The sequence below is a fragment of the Micromonospora sp. NPDC049836 genome (assembly GCF_044465125.1).
In the GTDB taxonomy this organism is placed as follows: Bacteria; Actinomycetota; Actinomycetes; order Mycobacteriales; family Micromonosporaceae; genus Micromonospora.
Window position 1 is genome coordinate 239,782 of sequence record NZ_JBITLH010000007.1, and the last position, 18,459, is coordinate 258,240.

Consider the following 18,459-nt stretch of genomic DNA (forward strand, 5'->3'; position numbering starts at 1 on the left):
TTCTACTCGCCCGCCCAGGTGGGCCGGTATCCGGGCTCGCTACCGGTTAGTAGCGCCACGGGCATATAGCGGGTGCGCCCGGCGTTGCTACATGTCAGGATGCTCATGCGAACGGGAAATGCCCCGGCAATAGACATAACGGACAGGAGTCGCGATTTGCGAGAGCAGGAGACCTACCGTCCCGACGAGGACGACGAGCTCGATGCCACCACCGGCGAGTTCGAGCTGTCGGAGCGACAGGCACTGCGGCGGGTCCCCGGCCTCTCCACTGAGCTCAGCGACATCACCGAGGTCGAATACCGCCAGCTCCGGCTGGAGCGGGTCGTCCTGGTGGGCGTCTGGACCGAGGGGACCCAGGACGACGCCGACAACAGCCTCACCGAGCTCGCGGCGCTGGCCGAGACGGCCGGCTCGCAGGTGCTCGAGGGGCTGATTCAGCGGCGCAACCGGCCCGACCCGGCCACGTACATCGGTCGGGGCAAGGTCGACGACCTGGGCGCGGTGGTGCTCGCCACCGGCGCCGACACGGTCATCTGCGACGGTGAGCTGTCCCCGTCGCAGCTGCGCAACCTGGAGCAGCGCACCAAGGTCAAGGTGGTCGACCGGACCGCCCTGATCCTCGACATCTTCGCCCAGCACGCCAAGAGCAAGGAGGGCAAGGCGCAGGTCGAGCTGGCCCAGCTCGAATACCTGCTGCCGCGCCTGCGCGGTTGGGGCGAGACGCTGTCCCGGCAGACCGGTGGTAGCGGTCGCGGCGGTGGCGCCGGCGGCGGCGTGGGCCTGCGCGGTCCCGGTGAGACCAAGCTGGAGACCGACCGGCGGCGCATCCGGCACCGCATCGCGCGGCTGCGCCGCGAGATCAAGGGCATGGCGACGGTACGCCAGACCAAGCGCGCCCGGCGCACCCGCAACTCGGTGCCCGCGGTGGCCATCGCCGGCTACACCAACGCCGGCAAGTCCAGCCTGCTCAACCGCCTGACCGGGGCGGGCGTGCTGGTGGAGAACGCGCTGTTCGCCACCCTGGACCCGACCACCCGCCGGGCCACCACGTCCGACGGGCGGCTCTACACGCTCTCCGACACGGTCGGGTTCGTCCGGCACCTGCCGCACCAGATCGTCGAGGCGTTCCGCTCGACGCTGGAGGAGGTCGCCGACGCCGACCTGGTGGTGCACGTGGTCGACGGCACCCACCCGGACCCGGAGGAGCAGGTCCGCGCGGTTCGTGAGGTGCTCGCCGAGGTGGGCGCCGACCGGCTGCCGGAGCTGCTGGTGGTGAACAAGACCGACGCCGCCGACGAGGAGACCCTGCTGCGGCTCAAGCGGCTCTGGCCGGAGGCGGTCTTCGTCTCCGCGTACAGCGGGCGCGGGATCGACGGGCTGCGCGAGGCGGTCGAGCAGCGGCTGCCGCGACCGGCCGTCGAGGTCCGGGCGGTGCTCCCGTACGACCGGGGTGACCTGGTGGCCCGGGTGCACCGGCAGGGCGAGGTGCTCAGCACGGCGCACCTGCCCGAGGGCACCCTGGTGCACGTGCGGGTCGGTCAGGCGCTCGCCGCCGAGCTGGCGCCGTACCGGGCGGGGGACCGGCTCACCACGGACGAGCGGGTGGGCGTCGGGGGCTGAGCCCTCCGGCGCGTCACCCGCCCGAAACGGGGGTCGTGCGACACTGGGCGGCATGCGGCACGCTGTCTCCTCGGTCACGATCGCGCTCAGCCTGGTCGGCGCTGTCGTGGCGCCGGCCGGGCTCGCCTCGGCGGCACCGGCCGCGGCCCCCGCGCGGGCCGCGGTCCCCAAGAAGAAGTGCACCGTCGAGGACAAGCGACTGCGGGAGCTGTCCGGCCTGGTCGCCACCGCCAGCGGCTACGTGGTGATCAACGACGGCACCGAGGACGACAGCCGCGAGCGGATCTTCTTCCTCGACACCAAGTGCGAGATCGCCAAGGACCCGGTCCGATACCCGGATCCCGGGCCCCGCGACACCGAGGACCTGGCCGTCGGACCGGACAAGAAGACGCTCTGGATCGCCGACACCGGTGACAACGTCGAGAGCAAGACCCGGCGGGACCGGGTCGCGGTCTGGACGATGCCGCTGAACGGGTCCAGGAAGCCGGTGCTGCACCGGCTGACCTACCCGGGCAACGAGCCGCACGACGCCGAGGCGCTGCTGGTCGGCAACGACAACCTGCCGCTGGTCATCACCAAGGAGCTGTCCGGCAAATCGGAGATCTTCACCCCGACGGCGAAGCTGAAGACCGGCGGTGATCCCGTGCCGGTCCCGATGAAGAAGGTCGGCGAGGTCACCCTCCCCAAGACCAACACCGACAACAAGCTGGGCTCGCCCGGCCGGCTGCTGATCACCGGCGCGGCCCGTTCGCTCGACGGCAGCAAGGTGGTGCTGCGCACCTACGCCGACGCCTTCGAGTTCGACGTCACCGGCGGCAACATCGTCGCCGCGCTGACCTCCGGCAAGCCCCGGGTCACCCCGCTCGCGGACCCGTTCGGCGAGGCGATCGCCTACACGCCGGACGGCAAGTCCTTCGTCACGGTCTCCGACGGCGGCCAGTTGGACGCCAGCGACCCGATCGACATCCTGAGTTACACGCCGGCCACCACCGGCGTCGAGGCGCTGCCCAACGTGGGCAAGGGCGGCCCGAAGCCGGCCGCCGAGAAGTCCTGGATCGAGGGGCTCAGCCTCGACGAGATCACGTACCTGATCGCGGCCGTCGGCGTGCTCGGCGCGCTGCTGGTCGGCGCGGGCATCGTCGGCATCCTGCGGGCCCGGCGCAAGCCGGCGCCGCCCGCCGAGCCGACCGACCGGCGCGACGACGACTTCCCGGTCAATCCCGGCTTCGCGCCGCCGGTCAACCGGCCCGACGTCCCGCCGCGCGGCGGGGTCTACGGCGGCAGCCAGGGCGGGGTCTACGGCGGTGCGCCGGCCAACGGCGGCCGGCCCGGCAGCGGGGTCTACGGCGGGCAGCCCGGCGGCGCCCGTGGCGGCGGGGTGTACGGCGGTGGCCGCCCACCGGGCGGGCCCCAGCAGGGCGGCGGCTACGGCGGCGGTCGGCCGGGCGGCGGTTACGGCGGCGGCCAGCAGGGTGGTGGCGGCTACGGCGGGGGCCGGAGTGAGCCGCCGCGCCGCGAACCGGACCACCGGGATCCGCGCGGTGGCCGGCGCGACGGTGGCTACGGCGACCGGGGCCAGTACGGCCAGGTCTCCGGCGGCCGGGAGTACCGGGGCGACCGCTACTGAGACAACGAAAAAGGGGGTGACCGCCGGCCCGGCGGTCACCCCCTTTTCGGTTCGTCAGATCCGGCGGAGCACGGCGACCACGCGACCCATGATGGTGGCGTCGTCACCGGGGATCGGGTCGAAGGCCGGGTTCTGCGGCATCAGCCAGACGTGCCCGTCGCGCCGCCGGTAGGTCTTCACGGTCGCCTCGCCGTCGAGCATGGCGGCCACGATGTCGCCGGCCTCGGCGGTCGGCTGCTGGCGGACCACCACCCAGTCGCCGTCGCAGATCGCGGCGTCGAGCATCGAGTCACCCTTGACCTGGAGCATGAAGACCTCGCCCTCGCCCACCAGCTCGCGGGGGAGCGGGAAGATGTCCTCCACGGCCTGCTCGGCGAGGATCGGGCCACCGGCGGCGATCCGGCCGAGCATCGGCACGTACGCCGGGGTGGGCCGCTGGGCGCGGGCCGCCTCGTCGTCGACGTCGCCGGGGGAGCGGACGTCCACCGCGCGCGGCCGGTTCGGGTCGCGGCGCAGGAAGCCCTTCTTCTCCAGCTCCTTGAGCTGGTAGGCGACGCTGGACGGGGAGACCAGCCCGACCGCCTCGCCGATCTCGCGCACGCTCGGCGGGTAGCCGTGGCGCTCCACCCAGGTGCGGATGAACTCCAGGATCCGGCGCTGCCGCGCGGTGAGGTCGACCGACGCCGGGTCGGGGAAGCTGCTGACCACCGGCGTGACCGGTCGCACGCCGGGCTGGGCGGCCCGGCTGCGCGCGGTGCGGGGTCGACGGGTCGCCGGCGGACCCGCCCCGTCGATCGGCTGCGGGTTCTTCTGCCGGCTGGCCCGGTCCTCGGTCACGTCCGTCCTCCCTGGTCGGCGCTGGGTGCCTCGTCGGCTCGTGGTGCGTGCTCAGGTGCGCTGCCGACCGGTCGGACGGAATCCGTCCCGCCCGGTCGTTGTTGACCGTATAGGTGAGATCGGTCATTTTCAAACATCTGTACGACCTGTTGTCGGCGTGTCGCGCCGAAATCCTGGATTTCCGAACGCCTGTTCTGGTAAATGGTACGTCGCTCTCGTACGCATGTTCTATCGTCGGCTCCCGTGACCCCGGCGGCGGCCGGCCGTTGGGCTCCTCGGTGAGGTCGGCGACCCGGTGGCCCGGCGCGTGATTCTGATGACGCGCCGGACACGCCGACCAACTTGACCTCGCTAGTGCGACGGCATACGGTCGACCCCTAGATGTAGTGGTTACACGGGCGTAAGTCGCCTACAGGTTGGGTCCGGTTACCGACCGCACTCCCGTACGCCGATCCGGCGGGGGTCATCGCGAGATGGCACCGCCGCGATCCAGCGTGCCCGGAGCCGGCCGGTGTGGCTCGCGAGCGAAGAAGGAGGTCAGGCGATGCGCTGTCCGTACTGCCGGCACGCCGACTCCCGGGTGGTCGACTCGCGGGAGGCCGACGACGGCCAGCTCATCCGGCGGCGGCGGTCCTGCCCGGAGTGCGGCAAGCGGTTCACCACCGTCGAGGAGGCGGTGCTCGCGGTGGTCAAGCGCAGCGGGGTGACCGAGCCGTTCAGCCGCACGAAGATCATCGGCGGGGTGCGCAAGGCGTGCCAGGGCCGGCCGGTCGACGACGACTCGATCGCGCTGCTGGCGCAGAAGGTCGAGGAGACCGTCCGGGCCAAGGGGGCCGCCGAGATCCCCAGCCACGAGGTCGGGCTGGCCATCCTGGGCCCGCTGCGCGACCTGGACGAGGTGGCCTACCTGCGGTTCGCCAGCGTCTACCGGTCCTTCGACTCGCTCGCCGACTTCGAGCGCGAGATCGAGACGCTGCGGGCCGCCGCGCGGGCCCGGGAGGGCGCCGGGGCGGAGCCGGCCGAGGCCGGCCGGACAAGCTGAGTTTCTGCGGATTTCTGACAGTTGACGATGCGCGGTGGGTGACCGCGCTGACGAGGGGGGCGAGGGCGTGACGACCAGCAAGTCACGGAACAAGGCCGGGGCCGGGCTGAAGATCGAGCGGGTCTGGACGACCGAGGGGGTGCACCCCTACGACGAGGTCGCCTGGGAGCGCCGCGACGTCGTCATGACGAACTGGCGGGACGGCTCGATCAACTTCGAGCAGCGCGGGGTGGAGTTCCCCGAGTCCTGGTCGGTCAACGCGGCCAACATCGTGACCACCAAGTACTTCCGGGGCGCGGTGGGGACCCCGGAGCGGGAGTGGTCGCTCAAGCAGCTCATCGACCGGGTGGTCGACACCTACCGCACCGCCGGCGAGGAGTACGGCTACTTCGCCACCCCGGCCGACGCCGAGGTGTTCGCCCACGAGCTGACCTGGATGCTGCTGCACCAGGTGTTCAGCTTCAACTCGCCGGTCTGGTTCAACGTCGGCACGCCGTCGCCGCAGCAGGTCAGCGCCTGCTTCATCCTGGCCGTCGACGACTCCATGGACTCGATCCTCGACTGGTACAAGGAGGAGGGGCTGATCTTCAAGGGCGGCTCCGGCTCCGGCGTCAACCTGTCCCGGATCCGCTCCTCCCGGGAGCTGCTCTCCTCCGGCGGCAACGCCTCCGGCCCGGTCAGCTTCATGCGCGGCGCGGACGCCTCCGCCGGCACCATCAAGTCCGGTGGGGCCACCCGGCGCGCGGCCAAGATGGTCATCCTCGACGTGGACCACCCGGACATCCAGGAGTTCGTGGTCACCAAGGCGCGCGAGGAGGACAAGATCCGCGCGCTGCGCGACGCCGGGTTCGACATGGACCTGGGCGGCGCCGACATCGTCAGCGTGCAGTACCAGAACGCCAACAACTCGGTCCGCGTCTCCGACGAGTTCATGACCGCGGTGGAGAACGGCGGCGGCTTCGACCTGCGCGGCCGGCTCGACGGCCAGGTCATCGAGACGATCGACGCCAAGAACCTGTTCCGGAGCATCGCCCAGGCCGCCTGGGAGTGCGCCGACCCCGGCCTGCAGTACGACGACACGATCAACGACTGGCACACCTGCCCGGAGACCGGGCGGATCACCGCGTCGAACCCGTGCTCGGAGTACCTGCACCTGGACAACTCCTCGTGCAACCTGGCCTCGCTGAACCTGATGAAGTTCATGCGTGCCGACGGCGGCTTCGAGGTGGAGAAGTTCGTCAAGTCGGTCGAGTTCGTCATCACCGCGATGGACATCTCGATCTGCTTCGCCGACTTCCCCACCGAGAAGATCGGCGAGACCACCCGCGCCTACCGGCAGCTCGGCATCGGGTACGCCAACCTGGGCGCGCTGCTGATGGCCTCCGGCCTGCCGTACGACTCGGCGCAGGGCCGGGAGGTGGCCGCGTCGATCACCTCGCTGATGACCGGCACCGCGTACCGCCGCTCGGCCGAGCTGGCCGGCATCGTCGGCGCGTACGACGGCTACGCCCGCAACGCCGAGGGGCACAAGCGGGTCATGCGCAAGCACGCCGCCGCCAACGACGCGATCAAGCCGACCGGCACGGTGGCCACCGCCATCCAGCGCGAGGCCACCAAGCAGTGGACCCTCGGCAACAAGGTCGGTGACAAGTTCGGCTGGCGGAACTCGCAGGCCAGCGTGCTCGCCCCGACCGGCACCATCGGCCTGATGATGGACTGCGACACTACCGGTGTCGAGCCGGACCTGGCCCTGGTCAAGTTCAAGAAGCTGGTCGGCGGCGGCTCGATGCAGATCGTCAACCAGACCGTGCCGCGCGCCCTGCGCAGCCTCGGCTACCCCGAGGAGCAGGTCGAGGCGATCGTCGAGCACATCGCCGACCACGGCCACGTGGTGGACGCCCCGGGTCTGAAGCCGGAGCACTACCCGGTCTTCGACTGCGCCATGGGCGAGCGCTCGATCGCGCCGATGGGGCACGTGCGGATGATGGCGGCCGTCCAGCCGTTCATCTCCGGCGCCATCTCCAAGACGGTCAACATGCCGGAGCAGGCGACCGTCGAGGACGTCGAGAAGATCTACTTCGAGGGCTGGAAGCTCGGCCTGAAGGCCCTGGCGATCTACCGGGACAACTGCAAGGTCGGCCAGCCGCTGTCGGTGGCCAAGCCGAACAAGGCCACCGCCGAGACGCAGGCGCCGGCCGCCGCGGCCGAGAAGGTCGTGGAGAAGGTCGTCGAGTACCGGCCGGTGCGCAAGCGGCTGCCGAAGAAGCGCCCGTCGGAGACCATCTCCTTCTCGGTCGGCGGCGCCGAGGGCTACCTCACCGCCTCGTCCTACCCGGACGACGGCCTCGGCGAGGTCTTCCTCAAGATGTCGAAGCAGGGCTCGACCCTGGCCGGCGTGATGGACGCCTTCTCGGTGGCCATCTCCATCGGTCTCCAGTACGGCGTCCCGCTGGAGACGTACGTCAGCAAGTTCACCAACATGCGCTTCGAGCCGGCCGGCATGACCGACGACCCGGACGTGCGGATGGCGGCCTCGGTGATGGACTACATCTTCCGTCGCCTGGCCCTGGACTTCCTGCCGTACGAGCGCCGCGCGGAGCTGGGCATCTTCACCGCCAAGGAGCGGGCCGCCCAGCTCGCGGCCGAGGCGGAGGCGGAGGCGAGCGGTGCGGACCTCACCGCGATGGCCGCCTCCGCCCCGGTCGAGGCGCCCGAGCCGAAGGCGGTCGCCCAGCCCAAGCAGGAGGTCGCCGAGGTGGCCGCCGTCAAGCCGGCGCCGTCGGTGGGTTCCAGCACCGAGCTGCTTGAGGCCGTGATCGGCAAGGCCGCGGACGCGCCGCTCTGCTTCACCTGCGGTACGAAGATGCGGCCGGCCGGTAGCTGCTACGTCTGCGAGGGCTGCGGCTCCACCAGCGGCTGCAGCTGACGTAGCCCGGTTTCGCGAGCGCGGCAGGGCTTCCCTGCCGCGCTCGCGGCGTTTCCGCCAGTTCCCGTAGGGTTGCCGCCGAGCAGAAGTCTCTGGTAACGGCCGGGTTCCAGTTGGAGGGCGTGGTGCGAGCGGGTGAGTTCCAGGACGGCTGATGGGTGCGACGGGTACCTGTACAGCCGACTGAGGAGCGACCCGCCGACCCTGTGATCGCCGGACGTCGGAGCGGGGCCTGCCCGAGGTGGTCCGCGCTACCAATTTGATGTCGCAGACGACTCAGCTGCCGGCGACGACGTCGATGAATCGTCTGCGACATCAGGTTTGTAGTGCCCGGGCTGAGGGCTGGCTTCACATCACGTGCGCATCGGCTTCGTCAGGGCGAAGCCACAACATCTGGGGCGGAGGCTCGCTGACCAATGCTCAGGCCGGCGAGAAAGGCGGCCCACGCCGGGCCCTCGACGTGAAGCGTGGGGCCAGAGCGGTCCTTGCTGTCGCGGACCAGGACGCCACTGCCGGTGAAGGCAACCTCGACGCACGCGCCGCCGTTGTTGTCGCTGCGGCTGGACTTGCGCCAGACCAGGTGATCCGAGGTCTCCATGACCACCCCCAGGTCTGTCACCGCTTCATGTCGTCCGCCATCCGCAGGATGAGCTTGCGCGACTCTACCGGCCCGAGAGCGGCTGCCCGAAGTCGGTCCCACAGCCGAGTGTAGGCCCGCACCGCGTCGGGCCGGTCAAGATAATCGGCGTCGGTGAACGTCTCGACGTAGATGACGTCAGACGCAGCGTCGTCGCCGAACCGCAGGATGATGAAGTTGAAGGACGCCGTCTCGTAGGTCTGGGCGTCGAACGGGAAGACCTGGAGGGTTACGTTCGGCTGCTTGCCGATCTCGGTCAGGTGCACGAGTTGGCCGCGCATCGTGGCTGCGTCGCCGATGCTCCGGCGCAGGGCTGATTCGCTGAGGATGAAGCTCAGATCCGGACCGTCGGCCTGTTGCAGGATCGCTTGCCGTTCCAGGCGGACGGCGACCTGTCGGTCCACGTCCTCGGTAGCGAGTCGGGGGTGGGCGGTGGCATTCATCGCGCGGATGTAGGGCTCGATCTGAAGGATGCCAGGGATGACCTCTGGTTGATACCAGCGGATCTCGGAGGCGTCGCCTTCCAGGTCGAGGTACTGACGGAACCAGTCGGGTACCGCGTTGCGGTACGTGCTCCACCGGCCGCGTTGCCGTCCGGCGCGGGCGAGTTCGCGCAGCGGTTCGGCTTCTTCGCCGCTGACGCCGTACAGATCAAGGAGCAGGTTCAGGTCGGTCAGCTTCAGTCCCGACTGCCCCAGCTCAAGACGGCTGATCTTGCTTGCTGCGGCATCGATGACGGCGGCGGCCTCGTCCTGGGTCTTGCCGGCGTTCTCGCGGGCGCGCTTGAGTGCGAGCCCGAGTCGCCGCCGCTGGATCGTCGGGTTGACCATCGGCTGATTATCGCCCGGCCGCACCCGATTGCCGCGACACGCCGCAGCAAGGTTCCCAAAATAGGAGTCCAACTTTTAGCCTGAGTAGGCTTCCAAAATAGGAGTCCAAATTCGGGAGGCCGCATGCGGCGGCGTGTGCCGTACGACGACTACCTGCTTGCGGCCGCGCTGACGCTGGCGCGCCGGCACCGTCCGGTGTGGTCGTGGCGGCTGTGGCGCCGGACCTGCCGGTGCGGCGCGGAGTTGCCCTGCCGCGCCCGGCACCGCATCCCGATCCGACGCGGCCACTGGCCGGGGGAGGAGCAGGCGTGATCGAGCGTCAGGCCCAGCAGATCCTGTCCGTGCACCTGCCCGGCGTCGACGGCCTCTGCGTCGGCTGCCGGTGGTGGTGGGCGCGGCTGGCTCCGTACCCCTGTTATCAGGCCGAATGGGCCTGCCGCTGGCATGCTCGCGTCGCCACCCGGCGCTTCCTGGACGGCATGGCGTGACCACGCACGGCCCGGTCCTGCCGGTGTGGACCTGCGGCGGCTGCGGCGGTCCGTGGCCCTGCGCGACCCGGCGCGACGAACTGCGGGCGGAGTTCGCCGGCACGCCGGTCTCGCTGGCCCTCTACATGGGTTCCTACCTGGTGTGGGCGGCCGAGGATCTGACCTGGGTGCCGGCCGGGCTGCTGCACCGACGGTTCCTGGGGTGGGTGCGGTGAGCATCATCCGGCGCGGCGACGAGCGGTTCCATTACAGCGACGGCTCACACAAGTGGATCCCGCCGGACCCGGACTACGACCAGGAGGTCTGGGACGAGATGGTGCGACTGCACCAGCGTCAGCACCTGGCGGAGATCTCGGCTCGGCGGAAGCCGCGGGAGCGTTCCTAGACTGCCGGCATACGGCTCAGATCGCCGTGCCGGGTGGGGACTTCAGGAGCGACGCGACCTCCGGCGGGTAGCCGCCGCGGCCCGCGCGCAGCGCGCTGGCGGCGATCCGGATCAGGTCGATGTTGACGCCCGCGGCGCCACTCGGGTCGTGCACCTTCAGCCGCAGGTCCAGGCTCACCGCCGTGCCGCCCCACCCCTGCGCCTCGATGTTGATGTGGGCGATCTTCTGCGACCGCAGGTGCGGAAGGTAGCCGAGGGGAGCGACCTGAACCTGATCGGTCCCGAGAGCGTTCAGTTTGGACTGTCCCTTGGTGTTGGGGTTCTCCACCAGGTTGCGGAAGTCCTCCGTACCGCCCAGGTTGACCTGGTAGGAACTGGTCAGGGTGACCCCGCGTTCCTGGAGCAGGCGTAGCAACGCGTGGTGCACCACGGACGTGCCGAACTGGCTGGCCAGGTCGTCGCCGAGCAGCGGCAGGCCGGCATCCGTGAACCGCCCGAGCAGGGACGGGTCCCGGGCGACCGGGTCCGAGGTGGTGTTGACGAAGGCCACCCCCGCGGCCAGCGCCGCCTCCGCGTACGCCCGGGCGGTGTCCGGCCGGCCGCTCGGCGCCGAGTACAGCAGCACCTCCGCCCCGGTCAGGGCCTCCGCCACCCGCTCGACCTCCGTCGAGTCCACGAGGCCGCGCCGCACCAGCACCCCGGACGGCGGCAGGTCGACGTCGAGGCGCGGAAAGTTGTTGGGCGGTACGAAGATCGCCTCGTGCAGGTCCCGGCCCACCTTGCCGTCGGAGCGGGCGAACGCCGCGACGACCTCGACATCGGCCACGCCCAGCCCCGCTATCTCGGGCCGGTGGATGCCCACCAGGCTGCCGGTCGCCCGATAGAAGGCGATTCCCTGTACGAGCGCGGAGGTGTTGTTGCCGACTCCGACGACAGCGACTCTCACCTTTTCGATCATGGGCACGAGGGTAACCGGCTGTCCGCGTCGACAAGCCCCGCCGACGGCTCGCTTCGGGCGGGCCGGCACCGGCGGCCGGCGGCAGCCTCGGGGCGGCGGAACCGCAGGAGCGTTCATAGACTGCCGGCATGGTGACCGCGCCACCCGTCGTGCCGGAGTTCGGCCGGGAGTTGGCCGCGCTCGGCTGGGTCACCGACCTCCTGGTCGCCGGGTCGCTGGCCACCGGCGACCACCGTCCCGGCGTCAGCGATCTCGACCTGGTGGCGCTGACCGACGGCCCGGTCGACGCGCCCCGGCAGGACGTCCTCGCCGCCCTGCACCGCCGCGTCGACGCGGGGGCCGGCGCGGGGCTCAAGCTGGGCTGTGTGTACGTCGACGGCGCGACTGTCGCCGACGTTCAGCTCCGGCATCCGACCTGGACGCACGGCCTGCTCGTGCAGCGCATCCTCTCCGGGATCACCCGGGCGGAACTGGTGCGGCACGGGTACGCCGTCTTCGGCCGCCCGCCCCGCGACGTCCTGCCGCCGATGAGCGACGACGACGTACGGGCCGCCGCGCGCGCCGAGCTGACCGGCTACTGGGCCTGGGCGGCCCGCCGCCCGTGGCTCTGGCTGGACCCGGCGCTGGCCGATCTCGGGCTCACCTCGATGGCGCGGGGCCGGCACGCGCTGCGGCACGGTGACCTGCTCACCAAGTCCCGGGCCGTCGAGCAGGCGCACGCCCCGACCTGGCTGGTCGACCAGTTGCGCGCCCGACGCCGAGGGGAGGACGTCTCGTCGCCCCGCATCCGTACCGCCCTGATCGCCTGGCAGGACGCCCGCCGCACCGTGGCCACCGCCCGCCACCCCAACCGTGCCTGACCCCTCCCATCCGGCTGGCCTCCTACCGTGCCCGGCCTCTCTCATCGGGCTGGCCTCCCACCGCGCCCGACCCTCCCGAACCGGGCCGGACCTCTCCCGCCAGGCGCGCCCACCACTCCACGCAACCCCGGGTCTGACGTCGCCACGCGCCGGGCCCGATGTCCTCGGCGTCGCCACGTGCCGGGCCTGGTGTTCTCGGCGTCGCCATGTACCGGGCCTGGTGTTCTCGGCGTCGCCACGTGCCGGGCCTGGCGTCCTCGGCGTCGCCACGTGCCGGACCTGGCGTCCTCGGCGCCACCAGGTACCGTGCCGGCGTCTCGATGCAGCCCGGAGTGGCGTCTCAAAGGCAACCGGAGCACGCACCTGCCCCGCTCATCTATCTCCCGCAGATTGAGAAGTGCCGTCCACATGGCGGAGCCCGAGTAGATCTTGGTAGCAAATGGCCCCTAGAGGGGCCGTTTCCTACCAAGATCTCCGGGCTCGGGCTCGGGCACGGGCACGGGCGCGGGCTCGGGTGCGGGCTCGGGGCGCGGGTGCGGGCGCGGCGCGGGGCGTGGGCGCGGGGTGTGGGCGCAGGGCGCGGTGCGGACGCGGCGTGGGGCGTGGGCGGCGGGCGGGCGCGGCGGGCGTGGGTGCGGGGGCGGGCGGGGGTGTCGAGGCGCGATGAAGGTCACCACGTCGAGGGCGGTCGATGTCGGTGGCGGGCTGGGATGCTCGGAGCATGTCGACGGTCGAGGCGTACGCCCGGTTCGCCGCCCGGGAGGTTCGCGGCGTGTCACCGACGTACGAGCGGTTGGCGGTGGCGGTCGCCGGTGATGTCGAGGTGCTCGCCCGGCTCGGCACGCTGCCGCCGGCCAAGCGGCAGCCGAACCTGCTCTTCGGGGTGGTCCGGCTGCTCGGCGGCCCGGTCGAGGACCCGGTGGCGTTCCACGACTTCGTGGTCGCCACCTGGCCGGCGATCGAGGCGGAGATGCGGGTCCGGGCGACCCAGACCAACGAGGCCGGGCGGTGTGCCGTACTCCTGCCGGTGCTGGCGTCGCTGCCGCAGCCGCTCGCCCTGCTGGAGGTCGGCGCCTCCGCCGGCCTCTGCCTCTATCCCGACCGGTACGGCTACCGCTACGGCGACCACCTGCTCGACGGCGCTCCGGTGCTCGACTGCGTGCTCGACGGCGCCGCCCCACCGCAGCGCCGGCCCGAGGTGGTGTGGCGGGCCGGGCTCGACCTGAACCCGCTCGACGTCACCGATCCGGCCGACGTCGCCTGGCTGGACGCGCTGATCTGGCCGGAGCACGCGCACCGGCGCGACCGGCTGCGGGCGGCCGCCGCCGTGGCCGCGACCGATGCGCCGCTGCTCGTCCGGGGTGACCTCGTCGACGACCTGCCTGCGCTGGCCGCGCAGGCGCCGCCCGACGCCACCCTGGTGGTGTTCCACACCTCGGTGCTCTACCAGGTGCCGAAGCCACGGCGCGACGAGTTCGTCGAGGTGGTCCGAGGGCTGGCCGGGCACTGGATCGCGAACGAGGCCCCAGACGTGCTGACCCACGACGGCCTGCCGGCCCCGCCCGGCGACGCCCACCACAACGTGCTCGCGCTGGACGGGACGCCGCTGGCCTGGACCCGCGGCCACGGCCAGGCGATCACCTGGTTCGGGCCGCCCCTGCGCCTCGACCCCGACGCGGTCCGGCGAACAACACCGTCATGATCAACCGGCGGCGGTGACCTCGCTGAGGCGGGCGGTGAGGAAGTCGCGTTCGGCGTCGTTGTCCACCAGGTCGAGCGCCGCCCGGTACGCCGTCGCCGCCTCCGCGGGCCGGTCGAGGCGGCGCAGCAGGTCGGCGCGGATCGCCGGCAGGTAGGGGTAGCCGGCCAGCCGGGGGTCCACGGCGAGGGCGTCGACCTCGGCGAGGGCCGCCGCCGGGCCGTCCACCATCGACACCGCCACCGCCCGGTTCAGTGCGACCACCGGCGACGGCCAGCGTTTCCGCAGCTCGTCGTAGAGGCGGACGATCTGTGGCCAGTCGGTCGCGGGGTAGCTGGGGGCGACGGCGTGCAGCGAGGCGATGGCGGCCTGGAGGGCGTACCGGCCGACCCGACCGGTCCGGAACGCGCCCAGCACCAGGTCGTTGCCCTCGGCGATGGCGGCCCGGTCCCAACGCGACCGGTCCTGATCCGCCAGCACCAGCAGCCGCCCGGCCTCGTCGGTGCGGGTGGCCCGGCGGGCGTCGGTGAGCAGCAGCAGCGCCAGCAGCCCGCGTACCTCCGGCTCGTCGGGCATCAGGGCCAGCAGCATCCGGGTCAGGTGCACCGCCCGTTCGACCAGGTCGACGCGGACCAGGTCGGCGCCGGTCGGCGCGGTGTGGCCGGTGGTGTAGAGGAGGTGGATCACGGTGAGCACGGCGTCGAGCCGTTCGGGCAGCTCGGCGGCCTCCGGCACCCGGTACGGGATCCGGGCCGCGGCGATCTTCTTCTTGGCCCGGGTGACCCGGGCGGCCATGGTCGTCTCGGAGACCAGGAACGCCCGGGCGATGTCACCCGTGCTCACCCCGCAGACCAGCCGCAGGGTCAGCGCCACCTGGGCATCCCGGGCCAGCGCCGGGTGGCAGCAGGTGAACACCAGGCGCAGCCGGTCGTCGGGCACCGCGTCCTCGCCGGGCTCGTCCGGCACCTCGACCGTCACCGGCTCGACCAGCAGCGGCATCTTCGACCGGAACACCTTGTCGCGGCGCAGCACGTCGAGGGCCTTGCGCTTGGCCGTGGCGGTCAACCAGGCGGCGGGCTTGTCGGGCACGCCGTCGCGCGCCCACGCCGCGAGGGCGGCCAGGTACGCGTCCTGCACGCACTCCTCGGCGACGTCGAGGTCACCGGCGACGCGCGCCGTCGCGGCGAGCACGAAGGCCCACTCGCGACGGTGCGCGTCCGCCACGGCCCGCTCGGCGGCGACGGCCCGCTCGGCGGTCACGCCGCGTTCGGCGGTCACGTCGGGTTCGGCGGTCACGTCGGGTTCGGCGGCGGGGTCGCTCACTCGGCCGGCGGCTGGAAGAGCGGCCGGACCTCGACCCCGCCGTCGATGGTGGCCGGGTTCGCCTTGGCGATCTTCAGGGCCACGTCCAGGTCCGGCGCCTCCAGGATGAAGAACCCGGCGACGACCTCCTTGGCCTCGATGAACGGGCCGTCGGTGACCACGTCGCCGCGGATCGCCGTGGCGGTGGTGCTGGGCTGGAGCGCGAAGCCGGTGACGATCTGCCCGCCCAGCTCGGCGACCTGGTCCCCGTACCGCTCCAGCAGGGCCACGTAGTCCGGGGTCAGCTGCGTCGGGTCGGCGGGCGCGGGCGAGTAGACGAGGACTGCGTACTGGGCCATCGGATTCTCCTTGCGGTTGTCGTTTCCCTCTTCTGCCTCACCGACGGACGGGTCGGGCCGGATTCGACAGCGGTGCGGAAAAATCTTGCCTGTTCTCAGCCGGCGGCGAAGTCCCGCATCCGGCGCAGCGGCGAACAGACCACGAACAACGCGGCACTCCACATGCCGAGCACGCAGACCAGCAGCGCCGTACGCAGCCCGAGGTGACTGGCGAGCGCGCCGCCGAGCAGGGCACCGAGCGGGATGACCCCGTAGCAGATCCACAGGAAAGCGGCGTTCACCCGGCCGAGCAGCCCGGCCGGGGTGACCCGCTGCCGGTACGAGACGGCCGCCACGTTGAACAGCACCGTGTTCGCGGAGAAGGCCGCGTACCCGGCCGCGAAGAGCAGCACGCCCCACCCCGGGCGGGCCAGCGGGATGAGCAGGTAGAGCGGACCGGGCGCGGCCATCGCCACCCAGATCACCCGGGCGGTGCCCAGCCGGCGGGCGACCCGAGCGGCCAGGGCACCGGCCACCACCCCGCCGACCGCCCCGGCGGAGAAGACCAGCCCGACCACCACCGGCGCGGCGTGCAACTCGCGGCGCAGGAACGGCACCTCGATGGAGCTGGCCGCCATCACGAAGAAGTTCGCCGCGCTGGTGGTGCCCAGGAGCTTCACCAGGATCGGCTCCCGGCGGATGAATCCCAGCCCTTCGCCGAGCGCCGCCCGCAGGGTCACCCGGCCGCCGGCGGCCGGTGCGGACTCCGGGGCGGTCCGGATGAGCAGCAGGGTCACCGCGCTCACCACGAAGGCGAGGCCGGTGGTGACGAACGTCCGGGCCGCGCCGACCAACCCGATCAGCACCCCGCTCACCGTCGGGCCGGCCAGCTCGGCGCCCTGCTGGCTGGTGACCAGCTTGGCGTTGCCGTCGACCAGCCGGTCGGCCGGCACCAGCCGGGGCAGCGTGCTCCGGTACGCCACCGTGAAGGCGACGGTCAGCACCCCGGAGAGCCCGACCACCGCGTACAGGAACGCCAGGTTGAGGTGACCGGCCAGGGCGACCACCGGCACCGAGGTCAGCAGCACCGCCCGGCCCAGGTCGCAGCCGATCATCAGCCGCCGCTGATCGACCCGGTCGGCCAGCACCCCGGCCGGCAGCGAGAAGATCAGGTACGGCAGCCAGGCGAGAACGGTCAGCAGGGAGATCTGGAAAACCGTGGCGTCGAGCACGTCCGCCGCCAGCAACGGCACCGCCACCCCGGAGATCCGGGTGCCGACCTCGCTGACCGTCTGGCCGCTCCACAGCAGCAGGAAGTTCCGGCTCCGCCAGAGCGACGTGCCGGTGGTCCGGTCCTGCGTGAGCTGCTGCGGCACTGCTCTGCCCGTCCCTCGAAGATCATGCGGCGACCCGGCACGGTAACCCGACACCAGATGCCGGGCACCACAATTTGGGCCGGATCGTGCCCGGTCCGGGCCACGCAGGGATTCGGGCGGCGCGGAGGCTAGGGTTCCTGATCGGCTGAGGTCGCCCGGCGGAAGGAACCACGTGAGCATCGCCCTCTACACCCTCGGCGGCACGATCGCCATGGCCGGGACCGGGGCGCAGGGCGTGGTCAGCCGGCTCAGCGGCGCCGACCTCACCGCCGCCGTACCCGGGCTCGCCGAGATCCCGCTCGACGTGCGCGACGTCGAGGCGGTGCCCAGCGCCGCCCTGTCGTACCGGCAGATCCTGGACCTGGTCGACGCGGCGGCCGCGGCGGTGGCCGCCGGAGCGACCGGCACGGTCGTCACCCAGGGCACCGACACGCTGGAGGAGACCGCGTTCCTGGCCGACCTGGTCTGGCCGCACCCGGCGCCACTGGTCCTCACCGGCGCCATGCGCAACCCCACCCTCGCCGGGCCGGACGGCCCGGCCAACCTGCTCGCCGCCGCCCGGGTCGCCGCCGCGCCGGCCGCGCGGCACCTCGGCGTGCTGGTCGCGCTCAACGACGAGATCCACGCCGCCCGGTTCGTCCGCAAGACCCACAGCACCAGTACGGCCACCTTCGCCTCGCCGAACGCCGGCCCACTCGGCCACGTGATCGAGGGAGAGGTACGCCTGCTCACCCGGCCGTCCCGGCACAACCCGCTGCCACCGGTGGACGCCGACCGGCTCGCCGCCACCCGGGTGGCGCTGCACACCGTCACCCTCGACGACGACCCGGCGCTGCTCGACCGGCTCGCCGCCGGCCTCGACGGGCTGGTGGTGGCCGGCTTCGGGGTCGGGCACGTGCCGCCGGCGTTCGCCCCGGTGCTCGGCGCGCTCGCCGAACGGATCCCGGTGGTGCTGGCCTCGCGCACCGGGGCCGGGTCGGTGCTGCGGCACACCTACGGCGCGGTCGGCTCGGAGACCGACCTGGCGCGGCGCGGCCTGATCTGGGGCGGGCTGCTCGACCCGTACAAGGCGAAGGTGCTGCTGCGGATGCTGCTGGCCGGGGGAGCGGACCGGGCGGCGGTCGCCGAGGCGTTCGCCCGGCACGGCTGAGCCGTCGGCGACATCCCCTCGACGTCGTCCGGCCAGCGGGGATGCTGCCTCCGGTCGGCCGGCTCGGCGGCCGGCCGGGCCGGTCTCCGTAGACTCGCCGGGTGACCGGAGAGCGACGACTCCTGGCGGATCGGCCGCTGACCGAGCCGCACCCGTCCCGGCTCTCGCCCGAGCACCCCGACCGGGCGCGGATCCTGGCCGCGCACGCCGCCGCCCTAGCCGCCGGTGAGGCCGGCTACCCGGACCCGGCGACCGGCCTGTTCGTGCTCACCGCCGGATTCCTGGCCCGCCGGGGCACCTGCTGCGGCCGCGGCTGCCGCCACTGCCCGTACGTGACCGACTGACGCCCGGGTCTTCCGCGCCGGCGGGGTTGGCCGTACGGTG

19 protein-coding genes are annotated in these 18,459 nt (G+C 72.2%); 12 read left to right on the plus strand and 7 right to left on the minus strand.

Going from position 1 to position 18,459, the window contains the following annotated elements:
- Positions 1–156: 156 nt before the first annotated feature.
- Complete coding sequence (gene hflX, locus ACIBPB_RS20665; protein ID WP_396841276.1) at positions 157–1,620, plus strand: GTPase HflX; 1,464 nt, start codon at positions 157–159, stop codon at positions 1,618–1,620.
- A 52-nt stretch (positions 1,621–1,672) separates the two neighbouring features.
- Positions 1,673–3,247, plus strand: a complete 1,575-nt coding sequence (locus ACIBPB_RS20670) for a hypothetical protein (protein WP_396841163.1) — start codon at positions 1,673–1,675, stop codon at positions 3,245–3,247.
- A 54-nt stretch (positions 3,248–3,301) separates the two neighbouring features.
- Here ACIBPB_RS20670 and lexA read toward each other — a convergent pair whose 3' ends face one another.
- Positions 3,302–4,084: a transcriptional repressor LexA gene (gene lexA / locus ACIBPB_RS20675; protein ID WP_396841164.1), complete on the minus strand. Its 783-nt coding sequence runs from the start codon at positions 4,082–4,084 to the stop codon at positions 3,302–3,304.
- Between the two features lie 544 nt (positions 4,085–4,628).
- Between lexA and nrdR the strand changes: the two genes are divergently transcribed.
- Together nrdR and ACIBPB_RS20685 are read left to right on the plus strand one after the other, a co-directional pair.
- Positions 4,629–5,126, plus strand: a complete 498-nt coding sequence (gene nrdR / locus ACIBPB_RS20680; RefSeq protein WP_357314808.1) for a transcriptional regulator NrdR — start codon at positions 4,629–4,631, stop codon at positions 5,124–5,126.
- A gap of 34 nt (positions 5,127–5,160) precedes the next feature.
- Positions 5,161–8,052, plus strand: coding sequence for a vitamin B12-dependent ribonucleotide reductase (locus tag ACIBPB_RS20685; protein ID WP_396841165.1), 2,892 nt, complete (start codon positions 5,161–5,163; stop codon positions 8,050–8,052).
- Positions 8,053–8,425: 373 nt separating this feature from the next.
- On the opposite strand, the gene ACIBPB_RS20690 is transcribed toward ACIBPB_RS20685, so the two are convergent.
- Both ACIBPB_RS20690 and ACIBPB_RS20695 read right to left on the minus strand, forming a co-directional pair.
- Positions 8,426–8,650: a DUF397 domain-containing protein gene (locus ACIBPB_RS20690; RefSeq protein WP_396841166.1), complete on the minus strand. Its 225-nt coding sequence runs from the start codon at positions 8,648–8,650 to the stop codon at positions 8,426–8,428.
- Positions 8,651–8,667: 17 nt separating this feature from the next.
- Positions 8,668–9,519 carry a DUF5753 domain-containing protein gene (locus ACIBPB_RS20695; RefSeq protein WP_396841167.1) on the minus strand — a complete coding sequence of 284 codons (852 nt, stop codon included), beginning with the start codon at positions 9,517–9,519 and terminating at the stop codon, positions 8,668–8,670.
- 123 nt (positions 9,520–9,642) lie between these two features.
- On the opposite strand from ACIBPB_RS20695, the gene ACIBPB_RS20700 reads away from it, so the two are divergent.
- Genes ACIBPB_RS20700 through ACIBPB_RS20715 form a run of 4 tightly spaced genes read left to right on the plus strand, consistent with a single transcriptional unit; the run spans position 9,643 to position 10,392 of the window.
- Positions 9,643–9,831, plus strand: coding sequence for a hypothetical protein (locus ACIBPB_RS20700; RefSeq protein ID WP_396841168.1), 189 nt, complete (start codon positions 9,643–9,645; stop codon positions 9,829–9,831).
- On the plus strand, positions 9,828–10,007 hold the full coding sequence (locus ACIBPB_RS20705; RefSeq protein ID WP_396841169.1) for a hypothetical protein: 180 nt from the start codon (positions 9,828–9,830) through the stop codon (positions 10,005–10,007). The genes ACIBPB_RS20700 and ACIBPB_RS20705 overlap by 4 nt, the downstream gene beginning before the upstream one ends.
- The gene (locus tag ACIBPB_RS20710) at positions 10,004–10,222 is read left to right on the plus strand and encodes a hypothetical protein (protein ID WP_357314799.1); all 219 of its coding nucleotides are present in this window, start codon (positions 10,004–10,006) and stop codon (positions 10,220–10,222) included. The genes ACIBPB_RS20705 and ACIBPB_RS20710 overlap by 4 nt, the downstream gene beginning before the upstream one ends.
- Positions 10,219–10,392, plus strand: coding sequence for a hypothetical protein (locus tag ACIBPB_RS20715; RefSeq protein WP_357314797.1), 174 nt, complete (start codon positions 10,219–10,221; stop codon positions 10,390–10,392). Before ACIBPB_RS20710 ends, ACIBPB_RS20715 begins: the two co-directional genes overlap by 4 nt.
- 16 nt (positions 10,393–10,408) lie before the next feature.
- Here ACIBPB_RS20715 and ACIBPB_RS20720 read toward each other — a convergent pair whose 3' ends face one another.
- Positions 10,409–11,338: an inositol-3-phosphate synthase gene (locus ACIBPB_RS20720; RefSeq protein WP_396841170.1), complete on the minus strand. Its 930-nt coding sequence runs from the start codon at positions 11,336–11,338 to the stop codon at positions 10,409–10,411.
- 140 nt (positions 11,339–11,478) lie between these two features.
- Here ACIBPB_RS20720 and ACIBPB_RS20725 point away from each other — a divergent pair, with 140 nt between their 5' ends.
- The gene (locus ACIBPB_RS20725; protein ID WP_396841171.1) at positions 11,479–12,210 is read left to right on the plus strand and encodes a nucleotidyltransferase domain-containing protein; all 732 of its coding nucleotides are present in this window, start codon (positions 11,479–11,481) and stop codon (positions 12,208–12,210) included.
- Between the two features lie 721 nt (positions 12,211–12,931).
- On the plus strand, positions 12,932–13,912 hold the full coding sequence (locus ACIBPB_RS20730; protein WP_396841172.1) for a DUF2332 domain-containing protein: 981 nt from the start codon (positions 12,932–12,934) through the stop codon (positions 13,910–13,912).
- Here the strand turns inward: ACIBPB_RS20730 and ACIBPB_RS20735 are convergent, their stop codons facing one another.
- The 3 genes from ACIBPB_RS20735 to ACIBPB_RS20745 form a co-directional block, all read right to left on the minus strand.
- A complete protein-coding gene (locus ACIBPB_RS20735; RefSeq protein WP_396841277.1) occupies positions 13,913–15,100 on the minus strand; it encodes an RNA polymerase sigma factor in 1,188 nt (395 codons plus the stop codon). It lies immediately after the preceding gene.
- A gap of 128 nt (positions 15,101–15,228) precedes the next feature.
- Positions 15,229–15,570, minus strand: a complete 342-nt coding sequence (locus tag ACIBPB_RS20740) for a YciI family protein (RefSeq protein ID WP_396841173.1) — start codon at positions 15,568–15,570, stop codon at positions 15,229–15,231.
- Between the two features lie 95 nt (positions 15,571–15,665).
- On the minus strand, positions 15,666–16,925 hold the full coding sequence (locus ACIBPB_RS20745) for an MFS transporter (protein WP_396841174.1): 1,260 nt from the start codon (positions 16,923–16,925) through the stop codon (positions 15,666–15,668).
- A 172-nt stretch (positions 16,926–17,097) separates the two neighbouring features.
- Between ACIBPB_RS20745 and ACIBPB_RS20750 the strand changes: the two genes are divergently transcribed.
- Together ACIBPB_RS20750 and ACIBPB_RS20755 are read left to right on the plus strand one after the other, a co-directional pair.
- Positions 17,098–18,075 (plus strand): asparaginase, encoded by a 978-nt coding sequence (locus ACIBPB_RS20750; RefSeq protein WP_396841175.1) that lies wholly within the window; start codon positions 17,098–17,100, stop codon positions 18,073–18,075.
- Between the two features lie 101 nt (positions 18,076–18,176).
- Positions 18,177–18,419, plus strand: coding sequence for a DUF5522 domain-containing protein (locus ACIBPB_RS20755; protein WP_396841176.1), 243 nt, complete (start codon positions 18,177–18,179; stop codon positions 18,417–18,419).
- The last annotated feature ends 40 nt before the right edge of the window (positions 18,420–18,459 follow it).